This window comes from Anabaenopsis tanganyikae CS-531, from assembly GCF_029891675.1.
GTDB lineage: Bacteria > Cyanobacteriota > Cyanobacteriia > Cyanobacteriales > Nostocaceae > Anabaenopsis > Anabaenopsis arnoldii.
In genome coordinates, this window is sequence record NZ_JANQDF010000159.1 from 1 (window position 1) to 18,112 (window position 18,112).

Consider the following 18,112-nt stretch of genomic DNA (forward strand, 5'->3'; position numbering starts at 1 on the left):
AGGGCTTAAAACTTTTTCTCCATCGCTCATTGCAGCAAAAGTCTTGAGTCCTAAATCAATACCTATGCTTTGGTTTTTAGCAACAGTAATATTGGGTTCTACTTCTACAACGAAGCTAAGAAAATAGCGGTTAGCGCCATCCTTAATCACTGTAACTGAGCTAGGTTCAGATGGTAGTTCTCTTGACAAAATTGGTTTGATATTCCCAATTTTAGCTATGTAAACTACTCCATCTTTTATAGAAAACCCAGCTTTAGTAAACTCTGCTGATTGTGAGTTGGTTTTCTTTTTAAACCTAGGGACACCAACCTTTTTACCTTTTCTCTTACCTTTAAGGGAATTGAAAAAGTTTTTGTAAGCAACATCTAAACACCTAAGAGACTGTTGTAATGGCACTGAAGAAACATCAGATAGCCATTTTCTTGCTTCAGTCTTTTTAGCTTGGGTTAGCATTGCCGAGAGTTTGTTGTACCCAAGCAGCTTTTCAGATTGTTTGCACAAACCTAGAGCATCATTCCAGACAACTCTAACACAACCATACAACCGAGCTAAACTCTGTTGCTGTTGGTCTGTCGGGTAAAATCTGTACTGATATCTAGCTTTCATGCTTTGTGCTAAAATTGGTCTGTTAAAATAAGTTTTTTTTGTAGTCAGGATACGACAGGATAAATCCTGTTGAGTCGCGTTTCATCCCCTCGCTAAAGCGTAGGGGATGAAACGCTCCCACTATATTTTGATAGGTTGACACTAGGTTAGTTGACATTGGCTGACCTGCTTTTAGTGTAACAAAGGGAAGCTAGGAACTATAACTTACATTCAAGAGCCTTTTTTTGCATTGTCTTAAATATATTATAAAATCCATTAGCTCGAGAAGGTGTGAGACTCACATTTAAGCCGGTTTCTTGAATAAAGTCTGGGGTGAGTTGCACAATTTCTGTGGGAGTGAGTCCATTTAAACCCTCCACTAACAACCCTACTAATCCCTTGGTTAACTGGGAATCTGAATCACCTTGGTATACAACTTTACCATCATCTAAGGCAGCGGTAATATAAACCTGAGATACACAGCCAGGAACCTTATTTTCTGGTACTTTACCAGTTTCTGGAAAGTCTGTTAACTTCTGAGCATACCAGATTAATTGCTCGTAACGCCGCTTCGGGTCACTCGCACGTTGAAAGCGTTGGACGATTTTAGCAAGAGCAGGTGGCAAAGAATCGATAATTGAGGACATAATACAGGCTGGAATAATCAGTCTTACCTTGAGTGTAGATGATTTTGTCGGCGATCGCCCCCAAGGGTCAATCTGCTAAAACTTGCGCCAGTTGCTGAGTGGCTTTTTCGATAGCATCTATACTACCCGCATTCACCAATCCATAATAGTCAAACACATAAACTTGGTTATTTTTAGCAGCTGACAATTTTTGCCAAAAGCCTTCCTGTTTAAAAGCATCTAAAAGAGCGTTTTCTGACCCTCCTTGGGGAGGACTAATTAAAATGATCACTTCGGGATTAGCTGCTAAAATTTTCTCAGCAGACAGAGTAATATAACCACCTATAGGGCTTGTCCCTTGTAGGTCTGCGGCTAAATTGTTAACCCCAAACTGGCGTAATAAATCTCCCGCCCAGCTATTTTTGTTAGGTGTTAAAATTGGCTGACGACTGACCAGCACTAGAGTAGAATTACTGTTTTTTTTCCCTTTGGGTAAAAACCCCTCGTAACGATTTAATAACGGAGTCGGGTCTGCACCCACAAAACCAGCTAGAGTTTTAGTTAGTTCCTGGAGAGATTCCCAGCTATTAACCCTAGTAGAGAAAGTCTTAATTCCCAGTTTTTCCAGCTGTTGGAGCGTCTGGTCAGAAAAACCTTGAGCACCGATGACTAAATCTGGTTTGAGGGCTAGGATTTTCTCTAAGTCCGCAGGAGTTTGACCCTGAGCGACTCTTTGTAAACCCTGAAACCGGGAGTCTTTATTGAGTAAACTACCACCTGTAATCCCCACTAATTTTGTAGAGTCCAGTTGATAAATAATATCAGCAGTTAAAGACGTGAGGGCGACGATTCTTTGTGCTGATTTTTGGGGTGTTTGGTTTACATTTACAGGTGTTGTTGGTGGTTGTGGGGGGATGGGCTGATTACAAGCTGTTAGTAATATACTCAACAGGATAGCCCAAGTTATTACAAATTTTTTTTGATCCATGATTTTGATTAGTTTACCGAAAAGTCCTTTAATTCTAAGAGGATGCCTGAAAAGTTATGATTAGTGTATCAACTATTGTTTGACCCCACCCTAACCCTCCCCTTGTAAGGGGAGGGGACTGGATTTGATTGTTTCGGTTCCCCATTCCCCATTCCCCATTCCCCATTCCCGATTCCTCATTCCCTGTTCCCCATTCCCCATTCCCCATTCCCCATTCCCCATTCCCTGTTCCCTGTTCCCTGTTCCCTGTTCCCTGTTCCCTGTTCCCTCAGATAAAAATTACCTGTTGAAAACTTATAAAACAACCTCTAAAAACGTACACTCACAGTCGCAGCAAAGTTAATTCCGGGTCGGGTATATAAATCTAGTAGACGGTCATTGCTATTTACACCCCGCACATCAGACCATTCTATATATCTTTGGTTCAATAAGTTGAAAATTCCCAGATTGAGAATGGTATTAGGGTTGAACTGGTAGAAACCGCGCACATCCACAGTAGTGTAACCTTCGGGTTTAAAAAAGTCTTCATTACTTACCCTATCTTGAGCCGCGACTAAGGTGGTAGTTAGTTCTGCGCCCCAAATCTCTTCGGGTGAACGATAACGCAATCCTATAATCCCCTTCAATGGATCTATGGAATCTAGGGGTTGGTCTGTTTCTAAGTTATCCCCCACAGCATAAGCTAAGGTTCCGAACACACTTAAACCACCCGGAGACCTTGTAAAGCGATATTCTCCCCTAGCTTCTAAACCGGAAATTTTCGCCCCTTTAATATTTTGGGATTGGAATTGACGCACAGGTCTACCACTAATCACAAGAGGATCACTAAGTTCGACATTAGCATCAATAAAGTTATTGTAGTGATTATAGAAACCAGTCAGACCAAAGCTACTTTGAGGATAATTAGCCCTAATACCGAGTTCATAACTATCAACTGTTTCCGGTTTTAAATCAGCATTTGGTAAAATAGTATAACCAAAAGCAAAGTTAGTAAAGGCAATGTTTGCATTATCGTAAGGTGGACTTCTAAAACCACGGGCATATTGCCCATATAATGATATTTCTGGGGTGATTTTGGCAATTAGACCTAATTTTGGTGAGATTGCGGAAGCTGAAAAGCCCTTGACTTCGTAATTTTGCGTATTAATATTACTAAAAGCAACATCCTCAGTCTGAGGCCTGAGTTGATAATAGTCGTAACGCACCCCTGGAATTAAGGTGATCCGACCATCAGCAAATTCGATTTCATTTTGAAGGTAAATCCCACCTCTCAAGGTGTCAGTATCAGGAAAAGTCTTGTTAGGGAAAAGTTCGCTGCTAACAGTTTTCGTACTCGTTCCCAGTGTTTCATTAAATAATGTTGAATCTCTAGGGCGACTAGTGGAAGTGTTGAACAAATCAAAACCGTAAACTAGGCGATGACTAACATCCCCTGTCAAAAATTTGCTGGTAAATTGAACATCACCACCAATTATATCTTGGTTAAAACCAGTTTCTAAGATGCGGCGCAAATTCTGATTAGCACTGTTAACAGTACGGGTTTCTACATCTTCTGTGGTTTCAGCAGTTTGGTAATACATCTGCGATCGCACTGACTGCAAAAATGAGCCTAAGTCAGGATTAGTATACTCATGACTTAAACTGATGCGTCCCCGACTGGTGAAATCCTCAGCTACTTGACTGACAGTGGTAGTACGAGTAAAACTGCTAAATCCCTCAGCAGTCTTGACTTGGGTATTCAGCCTACTTTCAAACCATTCTCCTGTCAACCGGAAAATATTATGATCGTTAGCTTGCAGAACTACCTTACTGAACAGGTTCTGACTATCAACATTTTGGGGATTAGGAGCTAATCCGTCGTAGTTTTGAGCTTCGTTACCATCCCTACGGGTATATTGCAATAAACCTGATAGGTTTTCTTCCTTACCTGCTAAGGTCACCGAGGGCGCAAAACTAGAGTCGGTGCTGTCATAACTGGTTTTACCACCCACATAAAGTGGACGACCAAAAACACTCAGATAATCCTCTGGGTCTTTGGTAATGAAAGAGACTACACCCCCTAAAGCATCGCTACCATATAGGGTAGAAGCAGGACCGCGAATAATTTCCACCCTTTGAATTGAGTCAAAATCGACTAAATCACGGCCAGTATTAGCATAAATATCGGGGACTCTCACCCCATCAACCTGAATTAAAACTCGGTTCCCCTCAATTCCCCGAATATTAATACTGGAATTACCACTCCCCGCAGGACCAGTACGCACCGGGCGATTACGTACAGATATTCCCGGCTCGTAGCGGACTAAATCTTTGATATCCTCGATAAAATCCCTCTGGATTTTTTGCTCATCAATGATGCTAATTGTTCCCGGTGAATCTACAACTGCTCTGGGTGTGCGGGTTCCGGTGACGGTAATTTCTATCTCGGAATCACCGCTTTGAGTTTCCTCAACGCAATCTTTAAATTCTGGGTCTTTGGGATCAAAATCAGGGGGACAGGTTTCTTCTTCCTCTGGTTGAGCATCCGAGGGAGTTGAAATAGGTTCTTGAGTCAGTAAATAAGTTTTTGTTTCACCAGAAATGCTAGTATTACCAGATTCTGCTAATACTGTGGGCATGACAAACAGATTCAGCATAATTATGCTGAACAGCAAGGGATGTTGTTTCACTCTTATGACACCTCTGACAACTTGAAAGTTTTAATTACACATTGCGGCGATACAGGAGATAGATAAATAAGGGAGAACCCAGTAAAGCTGTGACTGCTCCCACGGGAATTTCTACAGCACCCAACCGAGACAGTAAGTCTGCAAAGCTGAGAACTAAAGCCCCACCTATTGCGCTTAGTGGTAAAACAGCACGGTAATCTGTACCTACGATCAGGCGGATTCCGTGGGGAACAATTAAACCCACGAAACCAATTAAACCCCCTATACTTACCGCTCCCGCTGCTAACAGTGTGGCGGTAGCACCAATTAAAATCCGCGATCGCCATACAGAAACACCTAGTCCTGTGGCTAACTCGTCACCCAGGTTCAACAAGTTAACCGCACGCGCTAGTAAGCATCCCCCTAAGAGGGCGACACTAATATAGGACCCGGAAATAGTTACCTCACTCCAACCGCGCCCATTCAAACTACCAATTAACCAATTTAAGGCCGCTTGTATTTGACCATCTTCGGCTATGAGTAACAACACAGACTGAATTGCACCAAACAAGGAACTGACAGCAACTCCCCCTAAAATCAATCTTTCTACGGAAATTCCATCACGACGGTAAGCTAGGAAATAAACAAGAATAGTTGTTAATAAGCCCCCCATCCAAGCCCCTAAAGGTATCCAGGTCTGCAATACACCTAAACTGAGCATAGCTACCGCCGCTAAACCAGCACCCGCAGAAATTCCCAGTAAGAACGGACTCGCCAGCCCGTTTTTCAGCATTCCCTGCAGTAATGACCCGGACATTCCCAGAGCGGCACCCACCAGCAGGGCGGCTAGGGTGCGCGGTAGGCGCAGATCCCAGAGAATTGTTTGATAGAGTTCATCACCCCGGCGTATTAATGCTAGCCACAGTTGATTGGGGGTCATGGCTACTGCGCCCAATGACAGGGAAATTCCGGTGACTAGCACCAGTCCTACTAGTAGCAATACAGTTACTACTAATAGGCGATCGCCCCTCCCTAATTCCCCTGTGACATTTTGGTGCGATCGCCTTGGCAACCACAACTTGAATATTCCCATTTTAATGAATATATTTTGCAATAGCTCCCTAAACATATTCCATCACTAATACAAACTCTTGTCAATAACTTTAGAGGGAATATGAAGATTTGCACATATTTAGGAGGATGTTGGTCAAGTGATGATTAGTGTATCGAATATTATTTGACCCCTCTCTAACCCTCCCCTTGTCAGGGGAGGGGACTGGATTTTATTGTTTTTTGTGCGGTCGGTGAGCGAAGTCGATAGCGATAGCGTGGCGTTAGCCATACCGTGTTCCCCTGTTCCCTGTGTTCCCTGTTCCCTGTTCCCTGTTCCCTCTTCCCTGTTCCCTGTTCCCTAAAATAAAAATTACCTGTTGAAAACTTATCAAACAACCTCTAAGATTAAGGATTAAGAATAACTGTTAAGTATTGATGCAAAAGCCGTTTTTTTGTTGAAATTACCAGGGAAATATTTCAATTATATTTCTAGCCATTAGAATTTTAGGAGCTAATCCGGTGTTACCTTCCACTATCATCGCTGCTGTAACTACACCCCTAGAATGGAGTCCCACCGTTGCAGGTATTATGATTGTAGCCAACATTATCGCCGTTGCCTTGGGAAAACTTACCATCAAGTACCCCAGCGTTGGGCCATCTCTCCCCGCAGCCAATTTATTTGGCGGTTTTGGTTTACCTGCGGTACTAGCAACTACAGCCTTTGGTCATCTTTTGGGAGTAGGTATAATTTTAGGACTGCATAACATCGGCAGAATTTAGCTAAAACCCACAGAGGTGAAGCTAAGGCTTCACTTCTCTAACTTTTTGCTTACCGGGGATTTAAGTTAAAATTTTCAAGTCTTAGCACGTAAATCCATCGTTATGCTTCAGTACCCCCACCTCGAACAAGCGTTAAAATACCATTTTGGTTACGATAATTTTCGCCCCGGACAACGACAAATTATTGAAGATGCGCTGCAAAATCAGGATTTATTAGTGGTAATGCCGACAGGTGGGGGTAAATCATTGTGCTTTCAGTTACCAGCCTTGATGAAAAAAGGCTTAACGGTAGTGGTTTCGCCGTTAATCGCTCTGATGCAAGACCAAGTAGAAGCACTGAGAAATAATAATATTTCTGCTACATTTCTCAATAGTAGCCTCAATCCCTACAAAGTGCGATCGCGTGAGGAAGCCATCCGTAACGGCAAAGTTAAACTACTCTATGTAGCCCCAGAACGTTTATTAAGCTCAAGATTTCTGCCATTTTTAGACTTAGTACATCACCAAATTGGTATTTCTACCTTCGCCATTGACGAAGCTCATTGTGTATCCGAATGGGGACACGACTTTCGCCCAGAATATCGCCAGTTAAAATCCCTACGTCACCGCTATCCAGATGTTCCCACCATCGCCCTCACCGCTACAGCCACAGATCGCGTCCGTAGTGATATAATTCAACAATTAGGGTTAAAGCAACCTAGTATTCACTTAGCTAGCTTTAACCGGCAAAATCTTTATTACGAAGTTCGGCCTAAATCTAAAACTGTATACGCCGAAATCTTAGAAATGATTCGGGAAACTGACGGTTCAGTGATTATTTATTGTCTGACCCGGAAAAAAGTTGATGAACTCACATTTAAACTGCAACATGATCAAATTACCGCTTTACCCTATCATGCTGGTTTAAATGATGAGGAACGCAGTAAGAATCAAACTCGATTTATTCGCGATGATGTGCGTGTCATCGTTGCTACTATCGCCTTTGGGATGGGAATTAATAAACCTGATGTCCGGTTAGTCATTCACTCTGATTTACCACGGAATTTAGAAAGTTATTATCAAGAATCTGGGCGAGCGGGTAGAGATGGTGAACCCTCACGTTGTACCATGTTCTTTAGTTTTGGTGATCTTAAAACCATTGAGTGGAGTATTGAGCAAAAAACTGACCCTCAAGAACAATTAATTGCCAAACAACAGCTACGCCAGGTAATTGATTATGCTGAAGGTACAGACTGTCGGCGGACAATTCAACTAGGTTATTTTGGTGAACGTTTTCCCGGTAATTGTGGTAACTGTGATAACTGTCGTTATCCCAAACCTGTACAAGACTGGACAATTGCAGCCATGAAGTTTTTATCTTGTGTGGCCCGTTGTCAAGAAAGATTTGGAATGCTACACATTATTGATGTGTTGCGGGGAAGTAAAAGTAAAAAAATTACCCAAAATCAACACGACAAACTCTCTACCTACGGGATTGGGAAAGATAAAACTGTAGATGAATGGCGCATTTTAGGGCGTTCTCTGTTACATCAAGGGTTGTTACAGCAAACCAACGATGGTTACTCGGTTTTAAAGCTGAATGCTTTGAGTTGGGAAGTGATGAAGCGACAGCGCCAAGTTTTGATTGCTGTTCCTGTGGCGCAAAAAATCTCTCCCGTATCAGAGGGTGACAAAACAGCCCAAACAGAACTATTATTACTACGGTTGCGATCGCTGCGCAAGCAACTAGCTGATGAACAGTCTGTACCGCCCTACGTTGTCTTTCAAGATTCTACCCTCCGGTTAATGGCCCAGGTACAACCCCAATCCTTAACAGAATTTGGTAAACTTTCTGGGGTAGGTAGTCACAAACTCGCCCAGTATGGTGAAAAATTCCTCGCAGAAATCACCGCCTACCGTCGAGAAAAAGGTATATCACCCACAAAACATGATTCTCCAGGTACTCTAGCTCTTAAGAACTTACCTAATGATACCGAGTTAACCACATTAAGACTACACCAACAAGGTTTGAGTGTAGCCGAAATTGCTCGCCAACGCAATCTTAACCCCTCGACAATTTTTACCCACCTTTCTCAGTTAATGGCTAAAAATCAGCCTGTAGATTTAAATCAGTTAGTACCCCTAGAACATCAACAAAAAATTTGGCAAGTTTTAGAGATTTTGGGTGATGTTTCTCTCACCCCGATTAAACAACAATTAGGAGAAAACTATACTTTTGATGAAATTCGCTTAGTCAGGGAAAAATGGCGAAGACAAAATCGTCAGTAATGCTTGGGGTTTTGTTGATTTTAGTCGTTTAATTAACTTAAATAGGCGATTTCTGGTAGAAATCGCGTATCTGTCTTCTATTGATTTTATCTTAGGCTGCATCAATAGCACGAGAAATTTTACCGCTAGAGGTTGGCGATATCATTCCACGCTTTGATACTTTCTGGTTTTGTCCTTTATTAGTGATTACACAGACAAAGGCGGGGAGGGTAATACAGATGATAGTATTTAGCAGTGTCAGCAATAGACCATCCATGAAATTCATATATTATCCGCGCATCAAAAATTTGTTTTTACTATCTATTATTTTCACCTAAAAGCCAGCGCATCGGGTGAACATAATCAAATACATGATCTTCGGTGTCACACAGATCCCCGACTTCTGGACAAATCATATGAGATTATCTTTAATTATCTAAGAAGTCGGGTATCTTACCCCCCTCCACAGATCCTCGATAGCACTTACGCGATCGCTATCTACCAACATCTTCATGTGAAAAAATGAGCAAGATTTATGCAGAGATTGGTCGGGGAGATCAGTATTGGGAACACTTGGCGCAGAATTGAGGTCTAAACTTGCAGAATTCTTTACCCGTTAACACGTAACTGGTACAGTAGGGGAAACTAGTGATTTCAATTCTGGCTTGAGATGATGTTGACCCTTTGGCTAGTGTTTGAGTATCTTTTGTGCCTAGAATTTTCGATGCTAATTTAGGTAATACTAAACAAGCAGCAGCATTGAGGAGAGTTAGCAATAAAACATCCATGAAATTTATGGGTACTCACCCCCATCAAAAAAAAATAGGTTTTTGGGCTTTTGGCAGTCAAGATAACTAAAGCAATAGATTATCCAGTCTATCCATCGTCTTTAGCTTATATATGTTTACTGTAACATAGATTTTTATCAATACAACCGTTGAAATGCTGAAATACCTCAGACAGTAGGCTATGCATTACAGCCAATCACTGAAGAGTAAAGCTATTTAGTAATATAGGCTCAGGTCAGAACAATCAATAAATCAACCGTTTACTAAAACAATAGAGGATATGAATTGTGAATAACAGTACAGATACACCAGCTTATTTATCAAAGATTACGAAGCGAGAAAGCCAAGAATTACAGCGTTTAGTCGATTACAGTCATGTGGTTTCACTACCAGAAATTTGGTCATTAGCAGCCAAACAATTTAGTGATATTGTGGCTCTGCACAATCCCCACAATACACCAGAAGTGGTAATTACCTATAGCCAGTTAGGGGAGCAAATTCAAAAATTTGCAGCGGGGTTACAAAAATTAGGAGTCAAAGTAGGCGATCGCATTTCCTTAATAGCCGATAATAGTCCGCGGTGGTTTATTGCCGATCAAGGGATAATGACCGCTGGCGCAGTGAATGCGGTTCGTAGTTCCCAAGCCGAACGCTCAGAACTACTATTTATTATTGCCAACAGTGGTAGCACCGCCCTAGTAGTGCAGGACTTAAACACACTCAATAAACTTGGCGACGGACTGAATGACCTACCCATTGAACTGATAATTTTAATCTCAGAGGAAACACCACCAGAAGACAGCGATAAAGTCTGGAAATTCTCCCAGGTATTAGAAATTGGTGCTAACCATCCCCTGACACCAGTTCAGGTCACAGGAGATACCCTAGCGACTTTGATTTATACCTCCGGGACTACCGGTAAACCCAAAGGTGTGATGCTCTCTCATAGCAACTTGTTACACCAAGTCAAAACCCTGGGTACAATAGTACAACCACAGCCGGGAGACATCGTCTTAAGTATCCTCCCCTCTTGGCACAGTTACGAGCGCAGTGGGGAGTATTTCTTACTATCTCAAGGTTGTACACAAATTTATACTAACTTGCGTTTTGTCAAACAGGACTTGAAGGACTTTAAACCTCATTACATGATTGCAGTCCCCCGTCTGTGGGAATCGATTTATGAGGGAGTGCAAAAACAGTTCCGGGAACAACCAGCCAAAAAGCAACGCCTGATTAAGTTTTTACTAGCAGCCAGTGAAACCTATATCGAAAAACAACGCATTGCCCAAGGACTAAGTTTAAATCATCTTCATGCCTCAAGCTTAGAGAAAATCACCTCTAAGATACTAGCATTGGCTTTGTTGCCCCTTCATACCCTCGGAGAACGCCTAGTTTATGCCAAAGTCCGCCAAGCCACAGGGGGACGCATCAAGCAAGTAATTAGCGGCGGTGGGGCGCTACCCAAGCATATAGATAACTTTTTTGAAATTATTGGCGTGGAGATTTTGCAGGGTTACGGTTTAACAGAAACCTCTCCTGTGACTAACGCCCGCCGTCCTTGGCATAATGTCCGCGGTTCATCTGGACAGCCCATCGCTGGTACAGAAGTCAAAATTGTTGACCCGGAAAGCAAAGACTTGTTACCCCCTGGAAAAAAAGGTTTGGTACTCTTGAAAGGTCCCCAAGTTATGCAGGGCTATTACCAAAACCCCGAAGCCACAGCCAAAGTTATTGATGGTCAAGGATGGTTTAATAGCGGTGACTTGGGTTGGGTGACACGAGATAATGATTTAGTCCTCACCGGGAGGGCTAAAGATACGATTGTTTTGACCAATGGGGAAAATATCGAACCACAACCTATTGAAGATGCTTGTTTGCGATCGCCCTACATTGATCAAATTATGCTGGTGGGACAAGATCAGCGCAGCATCGGCGCTTTAATTGTCCCCAATACCGAAGCCCTTGAAAAATGGGCACAAACTCAAAATCTGGAACAGATGAGGACATCTATTGATCTGGAGAGTAAAATAATCCAGGACTTGTTTCGACAAGAATTGAATCGGGAAGTACAAAACCGTCCTGGTTATCGTCCTGATGACCGCATTGGCCCCTTCAGGTTGATTCTCGAACCTTTTTCTCTGGAAAATGGCTTGATGACACAAACCCTGAAAATCCGCAGACACATAGTCACGGAACGGTATCAGGAGATTATTGACCGGATGTATACCCGATGAGTATTCTGTCTGCTAACTTATAGAGTGAACGTGAAAGATTTATGGATGTCTCCAACCCCAATTTGTTACTCAAGCGCGTTGTCAATGTCAAAGCCATTGTTACCCCCCTATGGAAGGAGGAAGTACAACAGCAACTACAGCAACAGATTAATCAAAGTGACCAGCAACTGCAACAGATTGATCTAGAAGGACAACGAGCCATTGTGTCCATTCAAAAGCAGGCTATACAGCCCCCTAGTCCCCAAACCCTTCAACAAATCGATAATATCCACAGCCAAGTCAATCAAAAGAAAACTGAACTCCTGGAGCAGAAAAATCAACTGCTACAAAACCTCCAGCAATTACAATTTCTGGAGTTGGAGCAAGAAGTGAATCAATTCCAAATGGAAGGCTTTTTCCGTGTTGAACAGGGTGATAACTTGATTCGTAAAATGCAGGTAGAAATCCTGCTGCGCGATGGCGTTATCCAAGAGATTCGCGGCGACATTTAACAGTCGTGCTACTAATTCCCCACTTATCTTATGTTAGGTGGGGTTGACAGTCCCAGGTCAAAATTCACAACTTTGAGCTAACTTTTGTTTATTGCTACTTTCATGGGTGCATTCTATTTTTGACCCAGCCCAGACAACTTGCCAAATCGGGGGAGAGCTGTTTAACAGCGATCGCCCAAAGGTGGTCATTTCCACTCGATAATTAATCGCCTTAATGGTATAATTATTTGAATCTATGTGCGTGATTTCCACTAAGGCTTGTCTGGGTTGGGGATAAAAGACTGCTACTTCCTGCTTACCTCTAGCTAATGATTTACCCTCTAAAACATTTAAGGCTAAACTCACAGGATCACTACCTTGAAGAATGGCATTCACATTTTCTAGTGGTATGCTTTGATATTGATAACGCCCTGGATATAATGGGACATCCTCAGTATGTTGCACATTGGCAACTTCCTGTTGTATAACGGGTCTATTGTCTCCCAATGTTGGCGATTGTGGTTCCTCGGTCATATCCATCCCGGCGCAAGCAGTAGCCAAGATATTTACTAACAAAACTAAAACAACATTCCACTTGTTAAACAACATAAAAGTAAACAAGAAATTGAACTTAACCACTTACATTTCAGAGGTCAGAGTAAGTGAGAATGTAAAACTATTACATTTATCATCAAAGTATTCACTTATAGAAGACTTGGGCTGATGATTGAAACATTGGCAAAAATTTATAGTTGTTATATACCATAGACTCTAATCTGATCATCAGGTTCCTGGATGAATTGGTAAATAAGTACCACAATGAGGAAACTAGCCCACCTATCTCTTACCAGGGAAAAGAAAAAATTTCCACGGGAAAACTCAACCAGCCAAGATACAATTTAATCTGGCAAAAGCTGCTAAAGTCCATAAACCATCGATTCTGATACCACCATATGAGCATTCACGAAGTATTCATGCCAGCCCTGAGTTCCACCATGACTGAAGGTAAAATCGTTTCCTGGGTGAAATCGCCGGGGGATAAGGTGGAAAAAGGGGAAACCGTGGTGGTGGTCGAGTCAGATAAGGCAGATATGGATGTGGAAACATTCTATGAAGGATACCTAGCCCACATCATCGTACCAGCTGGTGAAAGCGCACCAGTAGGATCTGCGATCGCCTACATAGCAGAAACAGAAGCCGAAATCGCCACCGCCAAAACCTTGGCTAACTCAGGCTCAGTTACCGCTACCCCCACACCAGAACCAGTTGCGACTACAGCCCCTGTTGGTATATCTTCTGCCCTAGCTACTCAAAATGGCTCTAACCACCGCGAAGGAAGAGTCGTAGTTTCACCCCGCGCCCGTAAATTGGCTAAAGAACTTAAGGTTGATTTGACCACCCTGAAAGGTAGCGGTCCCTACGGTCGCATCGTCGCCGAGGATGTACAATCATCTGTCAATCAAGCTAAACCACCAGCGCCCACACCCACCCCAGCGCCCACCTTCACCCCGTCACCAGCGCCTACCTTCACCCCGTCCCCGTCCCCGTCCCCGGCCCCAGCGCCCATGGTTCCTGGTCAAACAGTACCTTTAACTACCTTCCAAAATGCTGTAGTTAGGAACATGGTAGCCAGTGTGACTGTACCAGTTTTCCGTGTGGGTTACACCATTACCACCGATGGCTTAGATCAACTTTACAAACAAATTAAATCCAAGGGCGTTACCATGACAGCCCTACTGGCTAAAGCGGTAGCGGTAACATTACAAAAACATCCCTTATTAAATGCCAGCTATTCAGACCAAGGAATTGTTTATCATTCTGGTATTAACATTTCTGTAGCCGTGGCTATGGATGATGGAGGATTAATCACACCAGTTTTGCAAAATGCAGACATGGTAGATATTTATTCCCTTTCCCGCTCCTGGAAATCTTTAGTAGAACGTGCGAGAGCTAAACAACTACAACCCGAAGAATACAACAGTGGGACATTTACCCTCTCTAACTTAGGGATGTTTGGGGTAGACACTTTTGATGCGATCTTACCACCCGGACAAGGTTCTATCTTAGCCATTGGTGCATCCCGTCCCCAAATGGTAGCTTTAGGGGATGGTTCCTTTGCTGTGCGTCAACAGATGCAAGTTAATATTACCTGTGACCACCGGATTATTTACGGTGCTCATGCTGCGGCTTTCTTGCAAGATTTGGCTAAATTAATTTCCACTAATCCCCAGTCTCTGACTATTTGACCTCTCCCCGCCATAAATGGACGGGGATTCTAAACTGTTGCTACGGGAAGGGCTAAAGCCGCTTCCCTCCGCTTTTTAGTTTTGGTTTCCCAGATGCGATATCTGGTAGCGAGGGTCAAAACTCGCCTACAGACCTTGACCAGATTTAAATCTAGTTGTGTCTCTACTTTGCGAAGAATATTCGCAGCACCATTCAAATCAGCGTTGATTAATTTACCTGCACCAGTGCAGTAGATTCCACGTTTTACTCGTTTTCCACTTGGTATCCACCCTTCAGGTTTTGCGCCGAAAATAGGTAGAAAGTCACCATCTAAAAAACTAGCTTTACTGGTGTAGGACTCTTCAGTTTCAACAAATTTGATGCTGTAGTATTCGCACAGTTGTTTAACTCGTTCCTTCAATTTAGCTGTTGGTATTTGTACAAAAGATTGAGTTGTTTTACCCAACTTTGCTTCTTGTCTCTGTCCTTGATTCCACCCAAAAACAACTGTACCAATTTTGTATTTAATGCAGTAGTCAACAACTAATCTAGCTGCTTTATTTACAGCATCTCTCACTTGTCGGTTACGCTTTTCTGTGATGTGGGCTAGTTGTTCATCCCAGTATCCTTGTGGTTTACCTTCTTTTAAGAACGCAACACGCTTGTTGTACAATTGGTTAAGAGATTTAATTTTGCGTCCATCAACAATAAAACTAGTTCCAACATTAGAAACACAGCTTAACCAGTTGTTAATGCCAGGGTCAATTGCTAGAGCATACTGAGGATTAAAATTAATTTTTGGTGATGAATTTTGCTCATAGACAAATTCGGCATAAAAGCATCGGTTTCTTGGTAGTATTCTTAATTCGTTAATATCTGTAAACTTTAGGTTTGAAGGCATTGGCAGCAAGAAACTATCAAGTTTAAACCAACATTTAACAGTATTACCCAGCGGTATTTTTATATGATCACCAACAAGTTTTAATGCTTGCTTTGGGTAGGTCACAAGTGAATACCCTGCACCCTTACGATATTTCGGTAGCTTGGGCTTAAAATGCAATTCACCTTTGCTGTACTTCTTATCTAATTCCTTAAAAGACTTGAATGATTCTGCTACAGACCTCAAAATTTGTTGTGCTGCTTGAGAGTGCAAAACTTGATAATGTTTATTCGTCTTATATTCTTTCTCTAAATCGTACTTACCAATCAACTTCCTAGTTTTGAAATATAACTGACGAGCGTAGTAGATACCACAATTTGTCAGTTTATGGGACTCTGAGCAAATAAACTCAAGGACTGCTCTAAGTTCATTATCTGGGTTAACTAAGTTTTGCTGACATCCATACATTGTTTTCACCTCCTTGATATTTACTAACATTAAATACTAACAATGTATGTCAATTATGAAGAGAAAAACATTAACAATACGTCTATCTGAGCGGAGAAGAAATAAACTTTATTTATATGCTGCTCAAAAGGATAAAACTATCACTGCTTTAATTGAAGATTGGATTGATAGCCTAAAACTCGAAGGGGACACAGCAGGCTGAAGCCTACCAAGTCGCGTTTCATCCCCTGTCTAAAGCACGAAGTACGCAACTGCGTTGCTGCTTCTCAGGGGCTTTCACGCTCCCGCCAAGTTCCGGTAAACCCGTCGATGGGTTTCTAACCATTCTTCAAATATTGCTATTTGTTGTTGAGTTGGTTTGAGCTTAAATTCGTAAGTCAGATTAAACACTTGCATCACCTCGTAGTAAAATTATACATTAAAGCTAATATTTTTACAGACGATTTTTAGGAATGCGACCCAAGTCCCTAGCGCACTACACCCCCATAGTTAGAAACCAGGGGCACTGTGCGCGTTTTTTGGTATGGCTACCAAAAAACGCGCACAATAGATAATAATAATTGGCAGGACTTTGCATCTCCAGGGCTTGGCATAACAAGATGAGTTTAAAGGCAGTTTTATTTGATTTTAAGAGTGTGATTATTAATCATGAGCAGATTCACTCACAATTAATAGATGAAATTCTCATCCAAGAAAATCTCCAACCCCAGAAGCTGGGTGAATACCAGGCTTTATACCGCAGGAGCGATCGCACTTATTTACAAGAGTTGCTCAGTTCTCGTGGTAGGGTGGTTAGTGAGGAGTATGTCAACAAACTCCTACACCAGAAAGCCCAAGCCTATGTCCAGCAACTGGAAAACATCCCCGAACTGCCTTTATATCCAGGTGTGCTAGATTTTATTAACCAGGTGCGATCGCTCAGTATTTCCCCTGATGATTGCCAAACTGTCAAGCTCGCCTTAATCAGTGGTGCAATTCGCCAGGAAATAGAACTAGTATTAGAACGGGCTTTGCTGTCGGAGTATTTCTCTGTCATGATCGCCGATGATGACCTGAGCGCCACCCAGTCTCAACCCGATGCTTATCTGCTGGCTGTGGAACGTCTCAATCAATTATACCCTGATTTCCATCTCCAACCCGCTGAATGTCTAGCAGTTGAAGGTACCCCGGTGGGTGTCGCAGCGGCTAAACAAGCCCACATACAAGTACTTGGGGTGGCTCACAGCTACCCATTCCATATGCTCCAGCGTCGCTGTAACTGGACTGTGGATTATTTGTATGATTTGGAATTAGAACGAGTCCAGGAAGTTTTTTTACAAAAAGATATCAAACTTACCGCCCCTGGGTGCTAAAATATGATATATATGTGAGGGTTTTTTACTCTCCACTCCCTTGGGGAATTAGCTCAGTTGGTAGAGTGCTGCGATCGCACCGCAGAGGTCAGGGGTTCGAGTCTCCTATTCTCCATTGTTGTACATTGCTGTACTTTCTCACATTAAATGTCGCTTTTCTCAATATAATCTCAGGTATTCCACCATCCCCACTCTTGACATAGTGCCATTGCCTGTGCAATCTGTTTTATTATTATGCTCTGCTTACCTGAAAAGTAGATATAATAGGCAGATCAACATAGATAACGTAATGGCAGACCATCACCAACTCTCCAACTTCATTTGGCAAATTGCTGACTTGTTACGGGGTCCTGATCGGCCACCGCAATACGAGCGTGTAATGTTACCAATGACGGTGTTGCGTCGCTTTGACTGTGTGCTTGCTTCAACTAAACCCCAAGTATTAGCAGAATATCACAAGCAGAAGGATACTTCTAAGAGGTTGTTTGATAAGTTTTCATCCGTAATTTTTATCACATCTTTACCCCATTTATCACCCCATTTAATTGATTAAATCCAGTCCCCTCCCCTTACAAGGACAAGACAAGGTGGACAAGGTGGACAAGGTGACAAGGGAGAAAAACAGTACAAAGTCTGTATTCTTAGTAAGAAAAATAGCCCCTTAAAAGACCATTGTCCGGATAAAATCTTCCTTGTCCACTTTCCTTCCTTGTCTTCGGTGGTCTTACCTTCACAGATCATATTAAAAACCTACCCTTGTAAGGTGA

18 protein-coding genes and 1 tRNA gene are annotated in these 18,112 nt (G+C 42.4%); 10 read left to right on the forward strand and 9 right to left on the reverse strand.

The genetic code is table 11. The annotated features are described in order from the left end of the window. The 5 genes from NWP22_RS15225 to NWP22_RS15245 all read right to left on the reverse strand — a co-directional run. Positions 1–606: RNA-guided endonuclease InsQ/TnpB family protein (locus tag NWP22_RS15225; protein WP_280802067.1), on the reverse strand; the 606-nt coding region annotated here is incomplete at its 3' end. A 197-nt stretch (positions 607–803) separates the two neighbouring features. Beyond that, a complete protein-coding gene (locus NWP22_RS15230) occupies positions 804–1,232 on the reverse strand; it encodes a SufE family protein (protein ID WP_280793701.1) in 429 nt (142 codons plus the stop codon). A 67-nt stretch (positions 1,233–1,299) separates the two neighbouring features. Then, positions 1,300–2,199, reverse strand: a complete 900-nt coding sequence (locus tag NWP22_RS15235; RefSeq protein ID WP_280802068.1) for an ABC transporter substrate-binding protein — start codon at positions 2,197–2,199, stop codon at positions 1,300–1,302. Positions 2,200–2,507: 308 nt separating this feature from the next. Then, the gene (locus NWP22_RS15240) at positions 2,508–4,868 is read right to left on the reverse strand and encodes a TonB-dependent hemoglobin/transferrin/lactoferrin family receptor (protein ID WP_280802069.1); all 2,361 of its coding nucleotides are present in this window, start codon (positions 4,866–4,868) and stop codon (positions 2,508–2,510) included. A gap of 34 nt (positions 4,869–4,902) precedes the next feature. Beyond that, entirely contained in the window at positions 4,903–5,940 is a 1,038-nt protein-coding gene (locus NWP22_RS15245; protein WP_280802070.1) for a FecCD family ABC transporter permease, read from the reverse strand. Positions 5,941–6,419: 479 nt separating this feature from the next. Here NWP22_RS15245 and psaK point away from each other — a divergent pair, with 479 nt between their 5' ends. Both psaK and recQ read left to right on the forward strand, forming a co-directional pair. Further along, a complete protein-coding gene (gene psaK, locus NWP22_RS15250) occupies positions 6,420–6,680 on the forward strand; it encodes a photosystem I reaction center subunit PsaK (RefSeq protein ID WP_271760088.1) in 261 nt (86 codons plus the stop codon). Between the two features lie 102 nt (positions 6,681–6,782). Beyond that, on the forward strand, positions 6,783–8,948 hold the full coding sequence (recQ, locus tag NWP22_RS15255; RefSeq protein WP_280802071.1) for a DNA helicase RecQ: 2,166 nt from the start codon (positions 6,783–6,785) through the stop codon (positions 8,946–8,948). 91 nt (positions 8,949–9,039) lie between these two features. Here recQ and NWP22_RS15260 read toward each other — a convergent pair whose 3' ends face one another. Next, positions 9,040–9,204 carry a hypothetical protein gene (locus tag NWP22_RS15260; protein ID WP_280802072.1) on the reverse strand — a complete coding sequence of 55 codons (165 nt, stop codon included), beginning with the start codon at positions 9,202–9,204 and terminating at the stop codon, positions 9,040–9,042. Between the two features lie 431 nt (positions 9,205–9,635). On the opposite strand from NWP22_RS15260, the gene NWP22_RS15265 reads away from it, so the two are divergent. The 3 genes from NWP22_RS15265 (at position 9,636) to NWP22_RS15275 (ending at position 12,440) form a co-directional block, all read left to right on the forward strand. Next, positions 9,636–9,785, forward strand: a complete 150-nt coding sequence (locus NWP22_RS15265) for a hypothetical protein (protein ID WP_271730920.1) — start codon at positions 9,636–9,638, stop codon at positions 9,783–9,785. 217 nt (positions 9,786–10,002) lie between these two features. Beyond that, on the forward strand, positions 10,003–11,949 hold the full coding sequence (locus NWP22_RS15270) for an AMP-dependent synthetase/ligase (RefSeq protein ID WP_271730918.1): 1,947 nt from the start codon (positions 10,003–10,005) through the stop codon (positions 11,947–11,949). A 41-nt stretch (positions 11,950–11,990) separates the two neighbouring features. Beyond that, positions 11,991–12,440, forward strand: coding sequence for a YlqD family protein (locus NWP22_RS15275; protein WP_271730917.1), 450 nt, complete (start codon positions 11,991–11,993; stop codon positions 12,438–12,440). Positions 12,441–12,497: 57 nt separating this feature from the next. On the opposite strand, the gene NWP22_RS15280 is transcribed toward NWP22_RS15275, so the two are convergent. Beyond that, positions 12,498–13,028, reverse strand: coding sequence for a hypothetical protein (locus NWP22_RS15280; protein ID WP_271730916.1), 531 nt, complete (start codon positions 13,026–13,028; stop codon positions 12,498–12,500). A gap of 344 nt (positions 13,029–13,372) precedes the next feature. Here NWP22_RS15280 and NWP22_RS15285 point away from each other — a divergent pair, with 344 nt between their 5' ends. After that, positions 13,373–14,665: a dihydrolipoamide acetyltransferase family protein gene (locus NWP22_RS15285; protein WP_271730915.1), complete on the forward strand. Its 1,293-nt coding sequence runs from the start codon at positions 13,373–13,375 to the stop codon at positions 14,663–14,665. Between the two features lie 29 nt (positions 14,666–14,694). On the opposite strand, the gene NWP22_RS15290 is transcribed toward NWP22_RS15285, so the two are convergent. Continuing rightward, the gene (locus NWP22_RS15290) at positions 14,695–15,993 is read right to left on the reverse strand and encodes an RNA-guided endonuclease InsQ/TnpB family protein (RefSeq protein ID WP_271730914.1); all 1,299 of its coding nucleotides are present in this window, start codon (positions 15,991–15,993) and stop codon (positions 14,695–14,697) included. Positions 15,994–16,048: 55 nt separating this feature from the next. Between NWP22_RS15290 and NWP22_RS15295 the strand changes: the two genes are divergently transcribed. Further along, a complete protein-coding gene (locus NWP22_RS15295) occupies positions 16,049–16,195 on the forward strand; it encodes a hypothetical protein (protein WP_271730913.1) in 147 nt (48 codons plus the stop codon). Between the two features lie 74 nt (positions 16,196–16,269). On the opposite strand, the gene NWP22_RS15300 is transcribed toward NWP22_RS15295, so the two are convergent. Then, a complete protein-coding gene (locus NWP22_RS15300) occupies positions 16,270–16,383 on the reverse strand; it encodes a helix-turn-helix domain-containing protein (RefSeq protein ID WP_280802073.1) in 114 nt (37 codons plus the stop codon). 209 nt (positions 16,384–16,592) lie between these two features. Between NWP22_RS15300 and NWP22_RS15305 the strand changes: the two genes are divergently transcribed. From NWP22_RS15305 to NWP22_RS15315, 3 genes are all read left to right on the forward strand, one after another. Beyond that, positions 16,593–17,345 carry an HAD family hydrolase gene (locus tag NWP22_RS15305; RefSeq protein ID WP_271733406.1) on the forward strand — a complete coding sequence of 251 codons (753 nt, stop codon included), beginning with the start codon at positions 16,593–16,595 and terminating at the stop codon, positions 17,343–17,345. A 42-nt stretch (positions 17,346–17,387) separates the two neighbouring features. Then, positions 17,388–17,460 (forward strand) — tRNA-Ala (locus tag NWP22_RS15310). A gap of 174 nt (positions 17,461–17,634) precedes the next feature. Beyond that, entirely contained in the window at positions 17,635–17,898 is a 264-nt protein-coding gene (locus NWP22_RS15315) for a type I restriction-modification system subunit M N-terminal domain-containing protein (protein WP_280802074.1), read from the forward strand. Positions 17,899–18,112: the final 214 nt, after the last annotated feature.

Coding starts and splice junctions, on each gene's coding strand:
- NWP22_RS15230 (WP_280793701.1), bottom strand. CDS start 1,232: ATGTCCTCAATTATCGATTCTTTGCCACCTGCTCTTGCTAAAATCGTC.
- NWP22_RS15235 (WP_280802068.1), bottom strand. CDS start 2,199: ATGGATCAAAAAAAATTTGTAATAACTTGGGCTATCCTGTTGAGTATA.
- NWP22_RS15245 (WP_280802070.1), bottom strand. CDS start 5,940: ATGGGAATATTCAAGTTGTGGTTGCCAAGGCGATCGCACCAAAATGTC.
- recQ (WP_280802071.1), top strand. CDS start 6,783: ATGCTTCAGTACCCCCACCTCGAACAAGCGTTAAAATACCATTTTGGT.
- NWP22_RS15260 (WP_280802072.1), bottom strand. CDS start 9,204: ATGGATGGTCTATTGCTGACACTGCTAAATACTATCATCTGTATTACC.
- NWP22_RS15275 (WP_271730917.1), top strand. CDS start 11,991: ATGGATGTCTCCAACCCCAATTTGTTACTCAAGCGCGTTGTCAATGTC.
- NWP22_RS15280 (WP_271730916.1), bottom strand. CDS start 13,028: ATGTTGTTTAACAAGTGGAATGTTGTTTTAGTTTTGTTAGTAAATATC.
- NWP22_RS15285 (WP_271730915.1), top strand. CDS start 13,373: ATGAGCATTCACGAAGTATTCATGCCAGCCCTGAGTTCCACCATGACT.
- NWP22_RS15290 (WP_271730914.1), bottom strand. CDS start 15,993: ATGTATGGATGTCAGCAAAACTTAGTTAACCCAGATAATGAACTTAGA.
- NWP22_RS15295 (WP_271730913.1), top strand. CDS start 16,049: ATGAAGAGAAAAACATTAACAATACGTCTATCTGAGCGGAGAAGAAAT.
- NWP22_RS15305 (WP_271733406.1), top strand. CDS start 16,593: ATGAGTTTAAAGGCAGTTTTATTTGATTTTAAGAGTGTGATTATTAAT.
- NWP22_RS15315 (WP_280802074.1), top strand. CDS start 17,635: ATGGCAGACCATCACCAACTCTCCAACTTCATTTGGCAAATTGCTGAC.